The organism is Kaistia algarum (assembly GCF_026343945.1).
Lineage (GTDB): Bacteria > Pseudomonadota > Alphaproteobacteria > Rhizobiales > Kaistiaceae > Kaistia > Kaistia algarum.
The window spans coordinates 1,665,701-1,685,855 of sequence record NZ_JAPKNJ010000001.1; the positions used below are offsets into that span (position 1 = coordinate 1,665,701).

Sequence of the window (20,155 nt, forward strand, 5' to 3'; positions counted from 1 at the left end):
AGCGCCCGAAAGGACGTCCGTTTCCATGCCGAACTCCAAAATCCACGATCCCACGATCCGCGCGGTCCTCACCGATATCGAGGGTACGACTTCCTCGATCTCCTTCGTCAAGGATGTCCTCTTCCCCTTCGCCCGCCAGCGCCTCCCTGGCTTCATCGCCGAGCATGGATCCGAGCCCGAGGTGCGGCAGGCGCTGGAGGGCGCCCGAACGCTGGCAGGCGAGCCCGGATTGGACGAGGCGGCGACGATCGCGTTGCTCAAACGCTGGATCGACGAGGATCGCAAGGCGACGCCGCTGAAGGCGCTGCAGGGCATGATCTGGAAGGAAGGCTATCATTCCGGCCGTCTGAAGGGGGACGTCTATCCCGACGCCGCCGAATATCTCGCCCGCTGGCGCAATGAGGGGCTCGCGCTCTACGTCTATTCGTCCGGCTCGGTGCTGGCGCAGAAGCTGATCTTCGGCCACACGGAACTCGGCGACCTGACCCCGCTTTTCTCCGGCTATTTCGACACGGCCGTCGGCACCAAGACCGACCACGCCTCCTATGCGGCCATCGCCGAGGTGATCGGACTGCCGGCCTCCCAGATCCTCTTCCTCTCCGACAATATCCACGAGCTCGACGCCGCCGCCGAGATTGGCATGGCGACAATCGCCCTCGATCGCGGAGAGGTGGTCATTCCCGAGGGCCAGCCACACGCCGTGGCGAAAGATTTCGGGCAGATCGACGCGCCGGCTGGCCGCCTCAAGGATTCCGCTTCGTGAGTGTCGGAAAAGGGCGCGCCACGGCGGTCGGCGCCGTGGCCATCCTGCTCTGGTCGACGCTCGCGCTCGGCACCACGCTCACGAAGGTGATACCGACCTTCGAGGCGCTGGCGATAACCTTCGCGATCGGCGCCGCTACCGTGCTCTTCGGCTTCCTCATCGTCTCCGGTCCGGCGCGGATCGCAGCCGGCTTTCGCGCCTGGCCGGCCAAGGCGTGGGCGCTCTCGATCGCCGGTATCTTCCTCTATCACGCGCTCTATTTCCTCGCCTTCCGCTTGGCGCCGGCCGGGCCGGTGACGATCGTCAACTATCTCTGGCCTTTGCTGATCGTGCTGTTCGCGGGCATCCTGCCGGGCGGCAGTTCGCGCCTCGGCTGGCCGCAGATCGTCGGCGGCGTCATCGGCTTCGGGGCCACGGTGCTGCTGATCGGCGGCAGCGATGCGGTAGACCTTGGCGGTACCGCCATGCTCGGCTATGTGGCGGCGATCGCCTGCGCCTTCACCTGGAGCCTCTATTCGGTGCTCAACAATAGGGTCGGCGCGCCGGGCAGCGAGCCGATGATCCTCGTCTGCGCCGCCGTCGCGCTGCTAGGCACCATCGGCCATTTCGTCACCGGCGAGGCCTTCGTCATGCCCGATGGGCCGACATGGATCGCCCTCGTGCTCCTCGGCGCAGGCCCGGTGGGAGCGGCCTTCGTCGCCTGGGACCACGCGACCAAGCACGGCAATATCTCGGTGCTCGGCGCCCTCTCCTACGCGACGCCGCCGCTCTCGATGATCCTGCTCGTAGCCGCCGGCCAGGCGCCAGCGAGCCTGCGTCTGGCCTTGGCGACGGCGCTCGTGGTGGCGGGAGCGGGCCTCGCGGCCGTGCCGGGGCGGAATCGGCGAGGTTGACTGCGCGTAAGCCGGTAAGCGATTAGCCCGCTTACCCCAGCGTCTCGTCGAAGAAGGTCAGCAGCCGCTTCCAGTGGCGCTCGGCGCCGGTCTCGTCGAAGGCGCCATTGTCGGGAACCGTCCAGCCATGGTCCATGCCGACATAGTTCTCGATGACATGGTCGACGCCGGCCGTGCGCAGCGCTTCGGCTAGGCGGGCCGATTGCTCCGGCGGGAAGCTCTGGTCGATGCCGGCATTGCCCGCATAAACCCTGGCCTTGATGGACGGCGCCAGACGGTGCGGGCTATCCGGCGCCTCGCTGGCGATATTGCCGCCATGAAAGCTCGCCGCCGCGGCGACATCGTCCGGATAGGTTCCGGCCGCCGTCAGCGCACGACCACCGCCGAAGCAATAGCCGACGGTGCCGATACGCCCGCTCGCGCCATTGTCCCGCAACGTCGCGATAAAGGCGCCGCTGTCCGACGCCGTCATGGCCTGCGTCGTGCCGGTCAGCAGCGCCATGATCGCCTTGCGCGACGTCTCGTTCGAAAAGGCCGAGGTGTCGAAGGGACCGTAGGGCGCGGCGCGATAGAAGAGATCCGGGACGAGCACGATGTAGCCCTGATCGGCGAGCCGGGTCGCCATGCCATCCAGCGCCGGGCGAAGGCCGAAGGCGTCCATATAGAGGACGACGCCGGGCGCTCCGGACCGCAGGGCGCCATCCGGTTTGAAGAGATGCGCCTTGGCGACGCCATCCGCCGTGCGGATTTCGATTTCCTGTTTCATTCTGGGCTTTCCGGGAGGGGAAGGAAGGCTGGCGGCGCCGGGCGCCGCGCAGCTAAAGATAGGGCACTTCAGCCTTCGCTCAATCCCGGACGCGGCCGAAATGACGGATCATGACGGCGGCGATGATGATCGCGCCGGTCATGACGTCCTGCAGGAAGCTCGGCACCCCCAATATGGTGAGGCCGTTCGAGATCACTGCGATGATTGCCGCCCCGACCAGCGTTCCCGGCAGGCTCGGCTCTCCCTCGCGAAAAGCGGTCATTCCCAGGAAGACGGCGGCATAGGCTTGCAGCAGATAGCCACCGCCGCCTGTGGGATGGGCGCTGCCGAGCCGCGCGGCGAGGAGCAGCCCAGCCAGCGCGGCGAGACCGGCGCAAAGCGCGAAGGCCGTCACCATGTCGCGCCGGACCGGGAGGCCGACGAGCCGCGCGGCCTCGCGATTGCCCCCGATCGCATAGAGCCGGCGGCCGAATTCGGTCTGGTCGAGCAGCAGCCAGAAGATCGCCGCAACGGCGGCGAGCCAGAGCGTCGGTACCGGCACGCCGAGGATAGCGCCACGGCCAAGATCCCGGAACGCCGGCGGAATGCCGGAGAAGAGGGTCGCTCCGTCGGAGACCCAGAAGGTCAGGCCGCCGATCACGGTACCCAGCGCCAACGTGGCGATGAAGCTCGGCAGCGCGAAGCGGGCGACGAGAATGCCTGACACCATGCCCATGAGCAGCGCCGAGACGAGCACGACGGGGAAGACGAGCGCAATCGGCCATCCGGCGCTGAACAGGGAGACGGCGGCGATGCCGGCCCAGGAGACGACCGCCGAGACCGAAAGATCGAACTCGCCGAGAACCATCACCAATGTCGCGCCGATCGCGACGATGGCGAGCAGCGACATCTGCTGCGTGATGTTGACGAGGTTCGACACCGTGCCGAAGGCGCCGGGAGAGGCGAGCGAGAACACGGCGACGATGAGCGCCAGCGCGAAGAGCGTGCCGTAACGGCGGAGAAGGATCATCAGGCGGCTTCCGAGGGCACAGTCTCAGTGGAAGAATGGCCGAAGGCCGCGGCGACGATGGCGCTTCGATCGAATGGCTCGGCCGCCAGTTCGGCGATGACGCTGCCCTGGTGCAGGACGAGGATGCGCGTCGAAAGCGACATGAGTTCTTCCATGTCGCTGGTCGCCATGATCACCGCGGCACCATCGGCGGCGATGCGGCGCATCTCGGCATGAATTTCCGCCTTGGCGCCGACATCGACGCCGCGCGTCGGCTCGTCGACCAGCATCACCCGTGTCCTGCGGCCAAGCCAGCGACCGAAAAGCAGCTTCTGCTGGTTGCCGCCCGAGAGCGTCAGTGGTGAGGCGGCCAGCGACGCGGCGGCGAGGCGGATGCGCCGGCCGACATCGGTCGCGAAACGACGAATATGCGGGCGCGAGGGAATGGGGAGCGCGGGCGCGGCGCGGAAATCGGGCAGATGCGGCAAAGCGAGATTGGCCTCGATCGACAGCGCGGCGGCGAAGCCCTCGCGACGACGATCCTCCGGCACATAAGCAATGCCGTTGCGGATCCGGTCCGCCGGCCCGCCGACGAGCTTCCGCCCATCGACCCGGATGGTGCCGGGGGTCCGGGTTGCCCCCCACAGGACCTTGAGCAGGCTCGACCGACCCGAGCCGACAAGGCCGTAGAGGCCGACAATCTCTCCGGGAAACGCTTCGAGGGTCAATCTGCCGGAGCCGAAGGCGATTTCGGCGGTGAGGACGGGTGCGGGGCCGACAGGGCTCACGCTATCAGGCGGGCGGATTCCTCCCCCCTTGTGGGGGAGGCTAGGAGGGGGGAGCGCCGGGGCAGGATTCGGTGCGTCCGGAGCGGTCGAATTTCCGTTTTCAGGAGAAACTGAGTCGGCACCCCCCTCTCCAGCTTTCCCCCACAAGGGAGGAGAGGGCTGACCGCGCGCTTCATCAACGCCTACATGTCCTCTGGTCGCCCCCGACATCAGCGCCACCAGCCCCGCGCGATCCATCGACGCCATCGCCCCCGAGCCGACCGTCCGCCCGTTGCGCAGCACGGTATAGTCGCCGCAGAGCTCGATGACCTCGTCGAGGCGATGCGAGATGAACAGCACCGCCGTCCCCTCGGCGGCGAGTTGGCGGACCACGGCGTGCAGCCGCTCGGCCTCGCCCTCGGAAAGGCTGGAGGTCGGCTCGTCCATGACGACGAGCCGCGCCGGCTCCATCAGCGCCCGGACGATCTCGGCCATCTGCCGCTGGCCGGGCGTCAAGCGCGCGGCCGGACGGCTGAGCGGCAGATCGGGCGCGATCCGCGCCGCCACCGCCTCGACCCGCTCGCGCATGGCGCGATTGTCGAGCAGCGGACCACGGCGCGGATGGCGCCGGCCGATCCAGGCATTGGCGACAGCGTCGAAATGCGGGACGAGGTTCAGTTCCTGATGAATGAAGCGGAAGCCGAGCGCTTCGGCGGCACGCGGCGAGGCGACGGCCGTCTCGGCGCCATCGAGGCGGATCGCTCCTTCGTCCGGCCGATAGACGCCGGAAAGGATCTTGATCAGCGTCGACTTGCCGGCGCCGTTCTCGCCGAGAAGGGCGTGGACGGAACCGGGCCGGAGCGCGAGTTCGGCCCTGTCCAGCGCGAGCGTCGCGCCGAACCGCTTGGTGAGCCCGGATAGCGCCAGGAATGGCGCGCCGCCGAACGTCACGGACAGGTGACGCCGAGCGTCTCAGGGGTGATCAGCTTGGCCGGGGCGAAGAGTTCCGCCTTTTCCGGCTTCTCGCCCGCGAGGATCTTGGCGAGGCCGTCGGCGGCGAGGCCGGCCATGGCGTCGAAATCCTGGCTGACCGTGCCCTTGATATGGCTACAAGACTTGATCAGCTCTACCGCCTGCGGGTTGCCGTCAATGCCGGCGATGATGATCTTCGAATCGGGCTTATCGGCCTCGATTGCCAGCTGCGCGCCGATCGCCGGCTCGTCCCAGGCGGCCCAGACGGCATCGATCTCGCCGCCCTGGCTCTTCAAGAGGTCTTCCATCGTCTTGCGCGCGTCGTCGATCGGACCGGGCACGACCATGTAGTGCTCGGCGACGACCTTGATGCCCGGATTGGCCTTCAGTGCCGCGTCGAGGGCGAGTTCACGCTGATGCACGCCGGGATGGGCGGAATAATAGAACTTGGCGATGTTGCCCTTGCCGCCGAGCTTCGCAAACAGGAAGTCGGACAGCTTGGTGCCGAGCTCGAAATTATCCGAAGTGACGTTGAGCACGACCCCCGGCGCGCTGGCACCATCGATCGTGACGACCGGGATGCCGGCAGCGGCGGCGGCGTTGACCTGATCCTGGATCTGCTTGGGATCGACGGATACGAGCACGATCGCGCCGACCTTGGCGGCGACGACATCCTCGATCCGGCTCGCCAGCGGGCCCATGTCGCCACGCGTGTCGACGAGGGTCGCGTTCCAGCCGGCCGCCTTGGCCTTCTCGTCGAAGACCTTGATCATCTGGTTGGTGGCGACAGAACTCTGATAGGGCGTCAGCACCGCCACGTCGACGGCATGGGCGGCAGGCGACGCCGCGACGAGGCCAGCAAGCGCCAGCGCCAGCATTCCAGCACGCATTGAAGTCACTCCCCGTAAAATTGGTCCCGATTGATATCGCCTGCGCTCCACGGGAGGCAAGCGCTTCCGGCGCTCATGACGAGGCGAGCAGCGCCGTCAGCGCGCGGGCGTGGGCCGTTGCCTCGCGATAGGCGGCAAAGCGCCGGGCGGCGCGTTCGGCCCGTTCGGGTCGGGGCTCGACGATGACATGAGCGTCATCGAGATGGCCGGGCAGACCCAGCGCCGGCGCGACGAGACGGAAGGCGCCATAGGCGGTCACGAGGCGGCTTTCGGGCGGCACGGAGACGCTGGCTCCCGTAACATCGGCAATGAGGCGCGCCACCGTCAGGCTGCCCGCGACCCCGCCGGCCAGCGCAATCTGGCGCGGACGCACCGGCAGCGCGTCCAGATTGTCGCGGATCGCATGCGCCAGCCCCTCCAGCACGGCATAGGCGAGGGCCTCCGCCTTGTGTTCGCGGTCGAGGCCGAGAAAGGCGCCGCGCACCGCCCGGTCCGAAAAGGGGCCGCGCTCGCCGATGAGAAAGGGCAGGAACAGGGCTGTCGGCGGCTCGTCGTCGAAGGTCGCCGCGGCGGCGTAGAGTTCGCCGACCGTGCGCCCCGCAATCGCCGCATACCAGTCGATCGCAAGGCCCGCCGCCAGGAAGGGCGAGATCACGACGACATCGGAGCCGATGGGAGCGGCCAGCGTATAGGCGCTGGTCGGAGCACCGGAGAGAGCCAGCGGCATGGCCGCCGCGATCCAGCCCGTCGTTCCGAGATAGGCGTGCGGGCGGTCATGCGCCTCGCTCGACGTGCCCCATGCGGTGGCGCCGCCATCGCCGGCGCCGACATAAACCGGAATGCCGGCGGGAAGACCGAGTGCCTCGGCGGACTCGACCAGCAGCGGGCCGGCCAACGCGTCGGCATCGAGAATATCCGGTAGCAGCGCCGGCGAGAGCCCCAGCGCCGCCAGGATCTCCGGGTCCCATTGCCGCGTCTCGATGTTCATCAGGCCGCTGGTGGTGGCGCAGGTCGGATCGACGACGGCGCGGCCGGTCATGCGGTGGATGACCGCATCCTTGGCGCCGAACAGGACCCGCGCCGCGGCGGACATCATCGCCGGCTCCTCGTCAAAGAGCCAGTCGAGGCGGAAGAGGCAGAGTGCCGGCTCGGACAGATTGCCGATCCGCCTCTCATAGTTCTCCGGCAGGGTTGCACGGACGGTCGCCACCCGCTCGGCGCTCACCCGCGCGTCGCTGTAGAGGATGGCCGGACGCAGGGCCTCGCCGGAGCCACCGAGGAGAATCACGTTCTGCATCGAGCCGGTGAGCGTGATTGCGGATGGCGGGGCGGCGATCGCGAGGGCACGCACGGCCTCGGCGCTGGCTGCCCACCAGGCGTCGGATGACTGCTCGGCCCAGCCGGCCTGCGGCGTCGATGTCGTGACGGGCCGGTCGGCGGCGGCGAGTGTGCGCCCCTCCGCATCGAAGAGCGCCGCCTTCACCGAGGAAGTGCCGACATCGATGATCAGGACCGTCGCGCTCATCCGCTCGCCTCGCTGCTCGGATTCGGGACCGGCAATCTAGAAGCAGTTGGAACGAATGGGTAGGCGCGACGTCAGGCCGGCTCCACAGCATGCGGCAGGATGAAGGGCCGCCCTGCCGGGGCTGACCCGACGCGGATCGCGATGCCGAAGACCGAGCGGATCATCGCGTCGGTCAGCACCTTCTGCGGCGGCCCCTCCGACGCGACATGGCCATTGGCGATGACGACGAGATGATCGCCATAGAGAGCGGCGAGGTTGAGATCGTGCAGGATAGCGACCACGCCGCCTCCTGCCCGGGCGAAACGCCGCGCCTCGTCGAGGATCAGGATCTGGTGGCGGAGATCGAGTGAGGCGGTCGGTTCGTCGAGGAAGAGATAGTTCGGCACGCCGTCCTCGACCGGCTTCCAAACCTGGCAGAGGACGCGCGCCAGATGCACCCGCTGCTGCTCGCCGCCGGAAAGCTCCTGGAAGAAGCGCGGCCCGAAATCGCCGAGATCGACCCGCGACAAGGCCTCGGCAACGCGGCCACGCACCGCCGCCGGATCGCGCAGGCGCGACACGCCGAGCCGTACCACCTCATGCACCGTGAAAGGAAAGGCTAATGACGAGGCCTGCGGCAGCACCGCCCGCCGCTCGGCAAGGCGTCCAGCCCCGATTCGCTCCAGCGGCTGGCCGTCGAGACGCACCTGCCCAGCCGCCGGCCGGATCTCACCGGTCATCGTCCGCATCAACGTCGATTTTCCAGCCCCGTTCGGGCCGACGACCACCGCGACTTGTCCCGGCGCAATGGCGACCGAGACGTCGGAAAGCAGTTGCCGCGTTCCGGCCCGGACCGTGATTCTCTCTGCCTCGATCATTTGGGGCCTATCCGATCACAATTTGTCTACAGATCGATGACGCCGCGTCGGCGCAGCAGGATGGAGAGGAAGACGGGCGCGCCGAGGACGGCCGTGACAATACCGATCGGCAGTTCCGCCGGCGCGACGATCGTGCGGCAGATCATGTCCGCCGCGATCAGCAGCGCGGCGCCCAGGAGCGCGCTGCCCGGAAGCAGCGTGCGATGCTCCGGCCCGATGGCGAGCCGCAGCACATGCGGCACGATGATGCCGACGAAGCCGATGACGCCACAGAAGGCGACGGCGGCGCCCACTGCCAGCGCCACCGCGAAAACGACCAGCATCTTCAGCCGCTGAACGTCGATACCGAGGTGGCGCGCCTCCGCTTCCCCCAGCACCAGCGCGTCGAGGCCGCGGGCAATGAACGGCATCAGCGCCAGAACGGCGAGAATCGGCGGCGAGGCGATGAGGATCTTCAGCCAGGTGGCGCCGCCGAGGCTGCCCATCGACCAGAATGTCAGTTCGCGGAGTTGCAGATCGTCGGAGCGGAAGACGAGATAGGAGGTTACGGCGCTCGCCAGCGCGCCGATGGCGATGCCGGCGAGCAGCATCGTTCCGACCGACGTGCGCCCTTGCCGAGTCGCAATGGCGTAAAGCGCGAATGTGGTGGCAAATCCGCCGAAAAACGCAGCGACTGGCAGCGCGCCGATCTTCAGCAAGCCGGTGATCGGCAGAAGCAAAGCCGGACCCAGCACGATCACCAGCACGGCGCCAAGCGCCGCTCCCGAGGAGACACCGACCAGCCCCGGATCGGCGAGCGGGTTGCGGAACAGGCCCTGCAGCATGGCGCCGGCAACCGCGAGCGCCGCGCCGGCGAGCGCGCCAAGCAGCGTGCGCGGAATGCGGATATCGAAGAGGATGACGTGGTTGGTGCCCTGAAGCGCATCGACCCGCCCGGAAACCGCGTCGACGAGCAGCCCCCAGACTTCGCCCGTCGAAAGCCCGGAAGGGCCGACGCAGAGCGACAGCACGACGGTCGCGGCGAGAACTGCCGCCAGGATTGCCAGCACGATGCTGGCGCGGCCGCGCCGATCTCCCGTCGCGGCCGCTGAGAGAACCAGTGCCATCAGTTCGCCGCCGTACTCGCCGGGAGCGAGAGGCCCGGATAGAGGGAGTGAGCGAGATCGCGCGCCGCATCGGCGGTTCGCGGGCCAAAGCCGAGGAGATAGAGCCCGTCCATCACTACCAGCGACTTCGACGCAGCGGCCGGGGTGGCGGCCAGCGCCGCAACCGCGAACAGCTTCTCGGGCGTCTGCGGCTCCGAGCCTGGCCGGTTCATCATGACGACGGCCTCAGGCGCGGCGGCGGCGAGCGCCTCGTCCGAGGCTGGCTTGTAGCCGGGAATCGCCGCCATCGGATTGACCCCGCCGGCGAGACGGATGATCGCATCGGCCGCCGTCTTCGATCCGGCCGCCAGTGGCCGGCCATCGGTAATGCTCATCAGGAACACGACCTTCTTGCGATCCGCTTCGGGCAGCTTGGCGAGCGAAGTCGAAAGCGCCGCGAATTTCTGCTCGACATCGCCGGCCAGCGCCTCTCCCTTCGCTTCCTCGCCGAGAACGGCGGCGATCAGCCGAACTTTCTCGGCGATGCCTTCAGCGCTGTAGTGCTCCGGGACCATGACCATCGGCACGGAAGCGGCCTCGAGGATCTCGATCACCTCCTTCGGGCCGGAGCCCTCGACGGCGAGGATCAGGTCGGGCTTCATCGCCAGCACGCCTTCGGCGGAGAGCGCCCGCATATAGCCGACATCGGGCTTCTCCAGCGCTTCCTTCGGATAGAAAGAGGTCGAATCGCGAGCGACGATCCGATCCGCCGCGCCAAGCGCATAGACGATCTCCGTCACTGCGCCGCCGATGGTGACGATGCGCTTCGCTTCCCCGATCACGACGTCGCGCCCTGCCGCGTCGCGGACCGTCCGCTCCGCCGCGATCGCCTGCACGAGCGCCCCAAATGTGATGGCGATCGCCACGGCGAAGCCGAGCACGAGCCGCGCCTCGCGGCGGCGAAGATGCTCGCGCAGCGAGCCGGTGAAGATCATCGGATGGACAGGAAGATGCACGGTCCGGTCTCCTTTACTTGTTCAGGATGAGCTTGCCGGCGCGAGTGAGGCGCAGCCGGTAGTCCTCGGTGCCATGGCGGATGACGATCTCGCGGCTGCCCATGAGGAGCTGGTCGCTCGGCACCACGCGCATGCCCTCGGGAACCGGGGGCGCAACACGGGTCGCGGCCGTCGGCTCGCCCGTTTCTTCTTCCGTCATCCGCATTCACCTTGAGCCGCACCCGCGGCAGTCTTGACAGGTTCTAAGTTGCGAGCTATTCGCAACAATTTAGTTGACTGACGTACTCATCTTTTCCTATCACCGCAAGAGAAACATCGCTTCGATCCGCCGCTACGGGACTTCTTCTCCGGTGCCGGCGGTCCGCCAAGCACGCCAGTCCGCCGCGCCTCCTCGCGGGCCCGACAGCCAGCCAGGCCCTTCCCGAACTATGCAATTGGGGGCTCGAATGAGCGTCGCGCGCTACAGGACAATCTTGATGGCCGGATCGGCCATCCTTCTCATCTCAGCCCTCTCCGCGACGGCTGCCAAAGCCCAATCGGGATCGGCGGCGAAGACGGCTGCGGAAGGGACGGAGACCGAATCTTCGGCAGTCCTGCCGAAGATCGTCGTTACAGGCAGCGGCGCGAGCGCCAGCACCTCCCCGGCCGTATCGGCCAAGGAGGGAACGGCGATGGCCACAACCACTACGGCCGAGCAGATCAACGATCGGTTCATCGACAGCTGGCAATCCTTCTCCAACCGGGCCGAGCCGGGCGTCACTTTCTCGTCGCAGACCAACAGCATCAATGTCCGCGGCCTCGACCAGGGCAATGTGCTGACGACGCTTGACGGGATCCGTATTCCCTATCTTGGCGAGGGCGGGGCGCGCACCGGCACGAATGGCGGTCTCTCCACCTTCGACTTCGGCGCTCTGTCGACGATCGACGTGGTGCGCGGCGCCGATTCGAGCATCGCCGGCTCCGGCGCCATGGGCGGCATCGTGGCACTGACCACGCTGTCGGCCGACGACATCATCCGCGAGGGCCGCAATTTCGGCTTCCTCACGAAGAACAGCTATTCGAGCGCCAACCAGAGCTTCGTTACCTCGAACGCCATTGCCGGCCGGATCAAAGATACATCGGTGCTGGTCCAGGGGTCCTACACGAACGGCCATGAGACCGAGACCATGGGCACGGTCGGGGGCTATGGCACGGCGCGCACCGAAGCCAACCCCATGGACTTCGACCAGTACAGCCTGCTCGGCAAGCTGAGCCAGCGCTTCGATGGCGGGCATGAGCTGACGCTGGCGGCCGAGACGTTCAAATATGATTCGACCACGGACGTCATGACCAGCCAGTCGACCACGGGCAATTATCGGCCGGGCGACTATACCGGAAGCGAGGTGGCCGAGCGCCAGCGCGTCTCGCTCACCTATGACTACAAGCCGGAAGAGGGTGGCGGCTTCCTGGATGGCGGCCAGATGATCGCCTACTGGCAGAACGTCCAGCAGGAATCCGGCACCGACGCCTACCGCACGACCTCGGTGATCGGGCCCTATGTCCGCCAGAACACCAACGAGATCGAGGAATACGGGCTGAAGGGCTGGGGCAACAAGAAGTTCGACGTCGCCGGCTACCAGAACAGCCTGACCTTTGGCGGCGAGATCTACCTGACCAACACGACGCAATATTCCTATGGCGTCGACAGCTGCCCGGCCAATCCTGCGCCGCGCTCGACCTGCTCGCAGCTCCACACCAACCAGGCCGATTCGCCCGATGCCGACGGCACGACCTTCGCCGCCTGGGTCCGGGACGACATCGCCCTGAACGACCAGCTGACCATCACCCCCGGCCTGCGCTACGACTGGTTCGAGCAGGTTCCGCAGGCGACGGAAGGCTATAGTGCCAACGCGGCCTATAAAGGTCTTCCGGCGGAATCGTCCGGTTCCAAGCTGTCGCCGAGCCTGCTCGGCACCTGGCAGGCCACCAAGGATGTCTCCTTCTACGCGCAGTGGGCGCAGTCCTTCACCGCGCCGACCCCGGCCCAGCTCTACCTGACCTATGGCGGAGCCGGCGCCTATGTCGCGCTCGGCAATCCCGACCTGAAGCCGCAGGAAGGGTCTGGCTACGAGGCCGGCGTGAAGTTCGGAGATCGTGAACTCGGCGGCGGCGTCTCGCTCTTCAACAATTTCTACAAGAACTTCATCGACGCCAAGTCGCTGACGGCGACCGAGGCGGCGGAGGCGGGCTATCCGCTGGCCAATTACCCCTATGGCGTGACGCGCTACGTCAACCTCGAGAGCGTCAACATCTACGGCATCGAGGCACGCGCCAACTGGCAGTTCGCCGAGAACTGGAAGACCTGGGGCTCCGTCGCCTGGATGGTCGGACAGGACCTCGCCAACGGCACCTGGCTCGACTCGGTACCGCCAGTGAAGGGCATCGTCGGCCTTGGCTACTTCACGGAAGACTGGGGCACCGACGTTCTCATCACCGCGGCCGCGCTCGATGCGCAGACGTCAGCCGCCTATCAGACGCCTGGCTATGCGGTCGCCGACTGGACGGTCTGGTGGCAGCCGAAGCAGGTCGAGGGCCTGCGCCTCCAGGCCGGCGTCTTCAACATCTTCGACGAGAAGTACTGGAACGCGCTCGACGTCCCGACGACGGTCACCGCGAGCAGCTCCAACCTCGACTACTATTCCGAGCCGGGACGCAATTACCGCGTCAACCTGACCTATCAGTTCTAAGAGGCTCGCGAGAACGGCAGGCTGGGTGGTGTGGTGACGCCCGCCCTGCCAAGGGGAGGGAAGGCGCAAGACGTCTTCCCTCCTCGACTTTTCAGGGTCGATGCGACTGCACCGTCCCGACGCACCCGACCGGCACGCAAAAGGAATTGTGAAATGTATATCGCCATGAACCGCTTTCAGGTCATCAAGGGGTCGGAGGCCGACTTCGAGGAGGTCTGGCGCACGCGCGACCGCCATCTGAACGAACTGGAAGGCTACATCGACTTCCATCTCCTGAAGGGACCGGAAGCGGAGGACCACACGCTCTATTCCTCGCACACGATCTGGAAGACGAAGGACGATTTCGTCGCCTGGACGAAATCCGAGCAGTTCCGCAAGGCCCACAAGGGTGCGGGCGACCGCAAGCCGATGTTCATCGGCCATCCGGTTTTCGAAGGCTTCGAGACGGTCGAAGGCGTCTGACGCCGCCAGCTTCGCGATGCTGAAACGGGCCTCTCTGCCGAAACCGGGCGGAGAGGCCCTTTTGTTTTGGGAAGGCCATGGCCAGCCCTCGCAGCGCGTCGTCTCGCGGTCGCGCGCCCCGACGTGCCTCCGGACGCAGGACACGGTCCTGTGAACGGCGCGTCCCGCCGCCCGGATTGTCACTTAGTGACAAGACTGATAATAAGTCATCATTATTATATCAGTCGCCTTCGGGCCGGTCGCCATCGATTGCGAGGGTGGGCCGCCCCCGGCTTCGATGGAAGCGCACCATGGTCCACAGACACCACAAGGCCCTTGGCCCCAACTACAAATGGGTCGTGCTCAGCAATACGACGCTCGGCATGCTCGCTGCCTCGATCAACGGCTCGATCCTGCTGATCAGCCTGCCGGCGATCTTCCGCGGCATCGGGCTGAAGCCGCTGGAGCCGTCCAACGTCAACATCCTGCTCTGGTCGATCATGGGCTACATGGTCGCGACCTCTGTGCTCGTCGTCGCCTTCGGGCGTCTCGGCGACAGCCTCGGCCGGGCGCGGGTCTATAATGCCGGGTTCCTGATCTTCACCATCGCTGCCATCGCGCTCAGCTTCATGCCGGGGGATGGCGCTTTTGCCGCCTGGTACCTGATCTTCGTGCGCATCGCGCAGGGCGTCGGCGGCGCCATGCTGATGGCGAATTCGACGGCGCTCCTGACCGATGCTTTCCCGACCCACCAGCGCGGCCTCGCGCTCGGCATCAACACCATCGCGGCGATCGGCGGATCCTTCCTCGGCCTCGTCATTGGCGGCCTGCTGGCGGATATCGACTGGCACCTCGTCTTCTGGATCAGCGTTCCCATCGGCGTCATCGGCACCGCCTGGGCCTATTGGCGGCTGCGCGACCGCATCCCGCCGCGCCATCGCCCGGTCGACTGGCTCGGCAACGCGACGTTCGGCATTGGCCTCATCCTGATCCTCATCGCCATCACCGAGGGCATCCAGCCCTATGGCGCCCACGCCATGGCCTGGACCAGCCCGGAAGTCGTCGGCCTGCTGGTGGTCGGCGTGGCGCTCCTCGTCGCCTTCGTCTTCGTCGAGCGGCGCGTCGCCTTTCCGATGTTCGATCTCAATCTCTTCCGCATCCGCGCCTTCACGGCCGGCAATCTCGCCAGCCTCTTCGCCGCCATCGGCCGCGGCGGGCTGCAGTTCATGCTGATTATCTGGCTGCAGGGCATCTGGCTGCCGCTGCATGGCTACTCCTTCGAGGAGACCCCGCTCTGGGCCGGCATCTTCATGCTGCCGCTGACGCTCGGCTTCCTCGTCGCGACACCCGTCTCCGGCTATCTCTCCGACCATCACGGCGCCCGGCCCTTCGCCGTCGGCGGCATGATCATCGGCGCGATCTCTTTCGCCGCGCTCATGGAGCTGCCGCCCGACTTCTCCTATCCGCTCTTCGCCCTCCTCCTGTTCCTGAACGGCCTCGGCTCCGGCCTCTTCATCGCGCCGAACTCGACCGCGATCATGAATTCGGTTCCCGCCGCCGAACGCGGTCAGGCCGCCGGCATGCGGGCGACGACCCTGAATTCCGGGCAGGTGCTGTCGATCGGCATCTTCTTCAGCCTGATGATCGCCGGGCTGACCGAAATGCTGCCGCAATCGATGGAAGCAGCGCTGATCGCCCAGAAGGTGCCGGCCGACATCGCCAGCCATGCGGCTTCTGCACCGGCAGTCGCGAGCCTCTTTGCCGCCTTCCTCGGTTACAATCCGATGGGCGAACTGATCCCGGCCGCCTCGCTTGCCTCGCTGCCGCAGGAGAGTGTCGCGGTCATCACCGGCAAGACCTTCTTCCCGCATCTCCTGGCCGAGCCATTCATGCATGGGCTGGTCTTCGCCTTCACCTTCTCGCTGATCCTCAACCTCCTGGCCGCCGCCGCGTCGTGGATGGCTGGCGGGCGCTATGTGCATGCCGACGAAGCGGCGCCAAGCCCGGCGACCGCCGCTGAATGATGTCACTTTCGCTTGCCTGAGTGCCCTTCGATATATATCTTACGCTATATCGTAAGAATGATTTGGAGGCCGAATGGCCATGGATATTGGAACCGAACAGCGCCACGCGGCCCGCCGCGTGCGCCATGAAACGCGGCGCCGTCTGCTGACGGTCAAGGCGATCGAGGATGTGACGCCCCGCATGCGGCGGATCACTTTCTCGGCCGACACGATGGAGGGCTTCGAGAGCCTCGCGCCCGATGACCACATCAAGCTGTTCTTCGCAGCGCCTGAAGGTCCGCAGATGCGCGATTTCACGCCGCGCCGCTTCGACCGCGAGGCCGGCACGCTGGTGATCGATTTCGCCTTGCATGAGGCAGGCCCGGCCACGAGCTTTGCGGCCGGGGCGCGGATTGGCGACCCGCTGGAGATCGGTGGCCCGCGCGGATCAGCGGTCGTTGCCGACGATTTCGACTGGTACTGGCTGATCGGCGACGAGACGGCACTTCCGGCGATTGGCCGCTGGCTGGAGGAGGCCCGGCCGGGCCTCCCGATCCTGACGGCGATCGCGATTGCGGATGCATCTGAGCGTCAGGCGATCGAGACGAAGGCCGACTGGACTACGCTCTGGAGCCTCCGCAGCGAAGCCGGCACCGATGACGCCGCCGCTTTCATCGCCCTTCTCGCCGGACAGCCTCTTCCGCCCGGCGACGGTTTCATCTTCATTGCGGCCGAGACGAACGTCGCCCGCGCCGTGCGCCGCTATCTGACCGAAGAGCGCGGCCATCTGGAATCATGGATGAAGGCCGCCGGATACTGGAAGCGCGGCGAGGCCGATGCGCATGAGCGGATCGAGGACTGAGCGGCCCTCAGTCCTTGAGCCACGTTCCGTAATCGGCCACGAGGAGATGCATCGGCTCGACATCCTCCTCGATCTGCGCAAAACGGCCGATCGGCTCCGCGAAGACATTGTCGGTCAAATCGTCATTGACCGTCGACACCTCGCCGATGAGCACGTCGGCACCTTCGCCCCAGAAAGCGTGCCAGACGCCCGGCAGCAGCGTGACGCTCTCGCCCGGATCGAGGCGGAGGATGCCGCCGGCCGGCAGCTTGCGGACGACGCCATCGGTCGGCACGGTCACTTCGGCGTTGCGGTCGATATTGCCTTCGGCATCGGGCATGAACAATTCCAGCGTCAGCGTGCCGCCGCCGCGATTGATGATGTCCTCGGCCTTCAGATTATGCCGGTGCATCGGCGAGAGCTGGTCCTGGCGCGAGATCATGATCTTCTCGGCATAGAGCATGCCGCGGCCGGTCGCGAGGTCCGCCTGGTTGCCGTTGCGCACGGTGAACAGGAAGAGGCCGAGCTCGTCGAACTTTTCCTTGCCGTAGTCGGTGATGTCCCAGCCAAGGCGCGCGTCGATCACGCCCCTCGCATTGGCGCGATTGCGCTTGAACTCTTCCGGCGTCCAATAGGCGAACGGCGGCAGCAGGAAGCCGAACGAACGGATGAACTCATCCGCCTCCTGCATGATCTCGTTCACGCGCGATCGCTTCATGGTTTTTCCTCCAAGACCCGCCGTCCGTTTTCGGCTGGGCGAGACTATTCGGAACCACGCTGGCGGAAAAGAGGCGATCAGGCCGGGAAGATGCGCCAGCGATCCGGGCGGAAGGCGATCGGGTCGCCGACGCGACGCGCCTGATCGACGGCAACGTCGATCTCGGCGCGATGGCGACCGCTGCCCACTTCGAGGTCAAGCCGCCGCCGCGCACCATGACGCCGCTCGGCGACGATGCGCCCGCGAATCGCCGGACTGCCATCGTCGATGATGGTGATGTCATGCGGGCGAAAGCCGAGCGTCGCGACGCCGGCACTCGTTCCAGGCGCCGACAGACCCAGCGGCTCGCCATCGAGCTGTGCCTCGCCGCCGACGATGGCGACCGGAAGAAGCGAGGATTCGCCGATGAAGCTGAAGACGAAGGGGGTCGCAGGCGAATCGTAGATCTCGTCCGCCGTGCCCACCTGTTCGATGCGGCCCTTGGACATGACCACGACGCGGTCGGCCAGTTCCAGCGCCTCTTCCTGGTCGTGCGTGACGAAAAAGGTCGTATGGCCGGTGCGATCGTGGATTTCGCGCAGCCAGCGGCGGAGATCCTTGCGCACCTGGGCATCGAGTGCACCGAAGGGTTCGTCGAGCAGCAGCACGCGCGGTTCGATCGCGAGGGCGCGGGCCAGCGCGACGCGCTGGCGCTGGCCGCCCGAAAGCTGTGCCGGATAGCGCTTGTCGAGGCCTGAAAGCTGCACGAGATCGAGGAGGCCGAGCACGCGCCGTCGGATTTCCGCCTTGCCCGGCCGGTCGGCACGGGAACGCACGGTGAGGCCGAACGCGATGTTGTCGAACACCGTCATATGACGGAACAGCGCATAGTGCTGGAACACGAAGCCGATATTGCGATGCTGCACCGGCAGGCCGAGCGCGTCGTCGCCGCCGAAGAGCACGCGGCCCTCGGTCGGCGCATCGAGACCGGCGAGGATGCGCAGCAACGTCGTCTTGCCCGAACCGGAGGGGCCGAGCAGCGCCACCAGCTCGCCCGCCTTCACGTCGAGCGACACGCCATGCAGAGCCGGAGTCTCTCCGAACGCCTTGACGACGTTCTCGATCGTCACGTCGACAGGCTCGCCGAGCGCGATCGACCGCTCCTGATCGACCGAAGTGATCGCGTTCATGGATCTCACCTTAGTGGCGTCGGGTCGCGGCGATCTCGTCGGCATAATGCCATTCCAAGACCGACTTGACGATGAGTGTAAAGAGGGCGAGCAGCGCCAGCAGCGATGCGACGGCGAAGGCAGCGCCGAAATTATACTCGTTGTAGAGAATCTCGACCTGTAGCGGCATGGTATTGGTCTTGCCGCGAATGTGGCCTGAGACCACGGAAACCGCTCCGAATTCGCCCATGGCGCGGGCGTTGCAGAGCAGCACGCCATAGAGCAGTGCCCATTTGACGTTCGGGAGCGTCACCCGGACGAACGTCTTCCAGCCGCTCGCGCCCAGCGACAGCGCTGCCTCCTCGTCCTGATTGCCCTGCGACTGCATGATCGGGATCAGTTCGCGCGCGACGAAGGGGAAGGTGACGAAGATCGTGGCCAGAACGATGCCCGGCACGGCGAAGATGATCCGGATGCCGTGGTCGGAGAGCCAGGGACCGAGATAGCCCTGCGCGCCGAACATCAACACATAGATGAGGCCCGAGGTGACCGGCGAGATGGAAAAGGGCAGGTCGATCAGCGTGATCAGGAAGCTCTTGCCCTTGAACTCGAACTTGGCGATCGCCCAGGACGCGGCGAGGCCGAAGACGATATTGGCCGGAACCGAAAAAGCGGCGACGAGCAGCGTCAGGCGGATGGCCGAGGCCGTTTCCGGCTCGGCGACCGAGCGCAGGAAGGCGGAAAACCCGGCCCGGAAGGCCTCGTAGAACACCGAGACGAGCGGCAGGAACAGGAACAGCGCCAGAAAGGCGATGGCGACGAGGGTCAGCACGATGCGCACCCAGCGCCGTTCCGTCGCCGGCGATTCGAAGTTGCCGGCGCCTTCTGGCCGGCCGAGAGCGGCGTCAGCCATGTCCAAGCCTCCTGCGGCTCCAGGCCTGCAGCAAATTGATCGCGAACAGCAGCACGAAGGATAGTCCCAGCATGATGGTCGCGATCGCGGTCGCCGCGGCGTAGTTGAACTCGGTCAGGCGGATCACGATGAGGAGCGGCGCGATTTCCGAGACATAAGGAATGTTGCCTGCGATGAAGATCACCGAGCCATACTCACCGACGGCGCGGGCAAAGGCCAAGGCGAAGCCGGTCAGCAGGGCGGGCACGAGCGTCGGGAGGACGACGCGGAAGACGGTCTTGAACCGGTTCGCGCCCAGCGTCGCCGCCATCTCCTCGATCTCGCGATCCATGTCCTCGATCACCGGCTGAACCGTCCGCACGACGAAGGGCAGGCCGATGAAGACGAGGGCGATGAAGATGCCGATCGGCGTATAGGCGATCTTGATTCCAAGCTTCGCCGCGTAGACGCCGATCCAGCCATTCGGGGAATAGATGGCAGTCAGCGCGATGCCGGCCACGGCGGTCGGCAGCGCAAAGGGCAGGTCGACCATCGCATCGATGATGCGCTTGCCGGGGAATTCATACCGGACCAGCACCCACGCGACGATCAGGCCGAAGACGGCGTTGATGCCGGCGGCCACCGCGGAGGCGCCGAAGGAAAGTCGAAGGGCCGCCAGCGTGCGCGGATCGGTAGCGATCGCCCAGAACTGTGGCCATCCGAGACTGGCCGTCTTGGCGACGAGGCCGACGAGTGGAACCAGGACGATCAGGGATAGATACAGCAAGGCGAAGCCGAGTGTCAGCCCGAAGCCTGGGATGACACTCGGCTTGCGCCAAGCAAAGGAAGCTGCGTTCGCCATCG

At 66.4% G+C, this 20,155-nt stretch carries 19 protein-coding genes; 6 read left to right on the forward strand and 13 right to left on the reverse strand.

Annotated elements, in window-relative coordinates; all coding sequences use genetic code 11:
• Positions 1-25: 25 nt before the first annotated feature.
• Positions 26-763, forward strand: a complete 738-nt coding sequence (gene mtnC, locus OSH05_RS08145) for an acireductone synthase (RefSeq protein ID WP_104220685.1) — start codon at positions 26-28, stop codon at positions 761-763.
• On the forward strand, positions 760-1,656 hold the full coding sequence (locus OSH05_RS08150; protein WP_104220686.1) for a DMT family transporter: 897 nt from the start codon (positions 760-762) through the stop codon (positions 1,654-1,656). The genes mtnC and OSH05_RS08150 overlap by 4 nt, the downstream gene beginning before the upstream one ends.
• Before the next feature lie 31 nt (positions 1,657-1,687).
• Here OSH05_RS08150 and OSH05_RS08155 read toward each other — a convergent pair whose 3' ends face one another.
• The 9 genes from OSH05_RS08155 to hemP all read right to left on the reverse strand — a co-directional run bounded on the left by OSH05_RS08155 (position 1,688) and on the right by hemP (position 10,721).
• The gene (locus tag OSH05_RS08155; RefSeq protein WP_104220687.1) at positions 1,688-2,422 is read right to left on the reverse strand and encodes a dienelactone hydrolase family protein; all 735 of its coding nucleotides are present in this window, start codon (positions 2,420-2,422) and stop codon (positions 1,688-1,690) included.
• A 79-nt stretch (positions 2,423-2,501) separates the two neighbouring features.
• Entirely contained in the window at positions 2,502-3,431 is a 930-nt protein-coding gene (locus OSH05_RS08160) for an ABC transporter permease (RefSeq protein ID WP_104220688.1), read from the reverse strand.
• Positions 3,431-5,128, reverse strand: a complete 1,698-nt coding sequence (locus tag OSH05_RS08165; RefSeq protein ID WP_104220689.1) for a sugar ABC transporter ATP-binding protein — start codon at positions 5,126-5,128, stop codon at positions 3,431-3,433. Before OSH05_RS08165 ends, OSH05_RS08160 begins: the two co-directional genes overlap by 1 nt.
• Positions 5,125-6,039: a sugar ABC transporter substrate-binding protein gene (locus OSH05_RS08170; RefSeq protein WP_266352118.1), complete on the reverse strand. Its 915-nt coding sequence runs from the start codon at positions 6,037-6,039 to the stop codon at positions 5,125-5,127. Before OSH05_RS08170 ends, OSH05_RS08165 begins: the two co-directional genes overlap by 4 nt.
• Before the next feature lie 73 nt (positions 6,040-6,112).
• The gene (locus OSH05_RS08175; RefSeq protein WP_104220691.1) at positions 6,113-7,564 is read right to left on the reverse strand and encodes an FGGY family carbohydrate kinase; all 1,452 of its coding nucleotides are present in this window, start codon (positions 7,562-7,564) and stop codon (positions 6,113-6,115) included.
• Between the two features lie 71 nt (positions 7,565-7,635).
• A complete protein-coding gene (locus OSH05_RS08180) occupies positions 7,636-8,421 on the reverse strand; it encodes a heme ABC transporter ATP-binding protein (RefSeq protein WP_104220692.1) in 786 nt (261 codons plus the stop codon).
• A gap of 26 nt (positions 8,422-8,447) precedes the next feature.
• Entirely contained in the window at positions 8,448-9,527 is a 1,080-nt protein-coding gene (locus OSH05_RS08185; RefSeq protein WP_104220693.1) for a FecCD family ABC transporter permease, read from the reverse strand.
• A complete protein-coding gene (locus tag OSH05_RS08190; RefSeq protein ID WP_266352119.1) occupies positions 9,527-10,522 on the reverse strand; it encodes a heme/hemin ABC transporter substrate-binding protein in 996 nt (331 codons plus the stop codon). The genes OSH05_RS08185 and OSH05_RS08190 overlap by 1 nt, the downstream gene beginning before the upstream one ends.
• A 13-nt stretch (positions 10,523-10,535) precedes the next feature.
• Positions 10,536-10,721, reverse strand: coding sequence for a hemin uptake protein HemP (gene hemP / locus OSH05_RS08195; protein WP_207778806.1), 186 nt, complete (start codon positions 10,719-10,721; stop codon positions 10,536-10,538).
• 277 nt (positions 10,722-10,998) lie between these two features.
• On the opposite strand from hemP, the gene OSH05_RS08200 reads away from it, so the two are divergent.
• The 4 genes from OSH05_RS08200 to OSH05_RS08215 all read left to right on the forward strand — a co-directional run bounded on the left by OSH05_RS08200 (position 10,999) and on the right by OSH05_RS08215 (position 16,554).
• Positions 10,999-13,248, forward strand: coding sequence for a TonB-dependent hemoglobin/transferrin/lactoferrin family receptor (locus OSH05_RS08200; RefSeq protein WP_165801684.1), 2,250 nt, complete (start codon positions 10,999-11,001; stop codon positions 13,246-13,248).
• 153 nt (positions 13,249-13,401) lie between these two features.
• On the forward strand, positions 13,402-13,710 hold the full coding sequence (locus OSH05_RS08205; protein WP_104220696.1) for an antibiotic biosynthesis monooxygenase family protein: 309 nt from the start codon (positions 13,402-13,404) through the stop codon (positions 13,708-13,710).
• Between the two features lie 290 nt (positions 13,711-14,000).
• A complete protein-coding gene (locus OSH05_RS08210; protein ID WP_104220697.1) occupies positions 14,001-15,713 on the forward strand; it encodes an MFS transporter in 1,713 nt (570 codons plus the stop codon).
• Between the two features lie 73 nt (positions 15,714-15,786).
• Positions 15,787-16,554 carry a siderophore-interacting protein gene (locus OSH05_RS08215; RefSeq protein ID WP_207778807.1) on the forward strand — a complete coding sequence of 256 codons (768 nt, stop codon included), beginning with the start codon at positions 15,787-15,789 and terminating at the stop codon, positions 16,552-16,554.
• 7 nt (positions 16,555-16,561) lie between these two features.
• On the opposite strand, the gene OSH05_RS08220 is transcribed toward OSH05_RS08215, so the two are convergent.
• The 4 genes from OSH05_RS08220 to cysT all read right to left on the reverse strand — a co-directional run bounded on the left by OSH05_RS08220 (position 16,562) and on the right by cysT (position 20,153).
• Positions 16,562-17,251, reverse strand: a complete 690-nt coding sequence (locus tag OSH05_RS08220) for a D-lyxose/D-mannose family sugar isomerase (protein ID WP_104220698.1) — start codon at positions 17,249-17,251, stop codon at positions 16,562-16,564.
• Positions 17,252-17,328: 77 nt separating this feature from the next.
• Complete coding sequence (locus OSH05_RS08225; RefSeq protein ID WP_104220699.1) at positions 17,329-18,420, reverse strand: sulfate/molybdate ABC transporter ATP-binding protein; 1,092 nt, start codon at positions 18,418-18,420, stop codon at positions 17,329-17,331.
• A gap of 10 nt (positions 18,421-18,430) precedes the next feature.
• The gene (gene cysW / locus OSH05_RS08230) at positions 18,431-19,312 is read right to left on the reverse strand and encodes a sulfate ABC transporter permease subunit CysW (protein WP_104220700.1); all 882 of its coding nucleotides are present in this window, start codon (positions 19,310-19,312) and stop codon (positions 18,431-18,433) included.
• A complete protein-coding gene (gene cysT, locus OSH05_RS08235) occupies positions 19,305-20,153 on the reverse strand; it encodes a sulfate ABC transporter permease subunit CysT (RefSeq protein WP_104220701.1) in 849 nt (282 codons plus the stop codon). The genes cysW and cysT overlap by 8 nt, the downstream gene beginning before the upstream one ends.
• Positions 20,154-20,155: the final 2 nt, after the last annotated feature.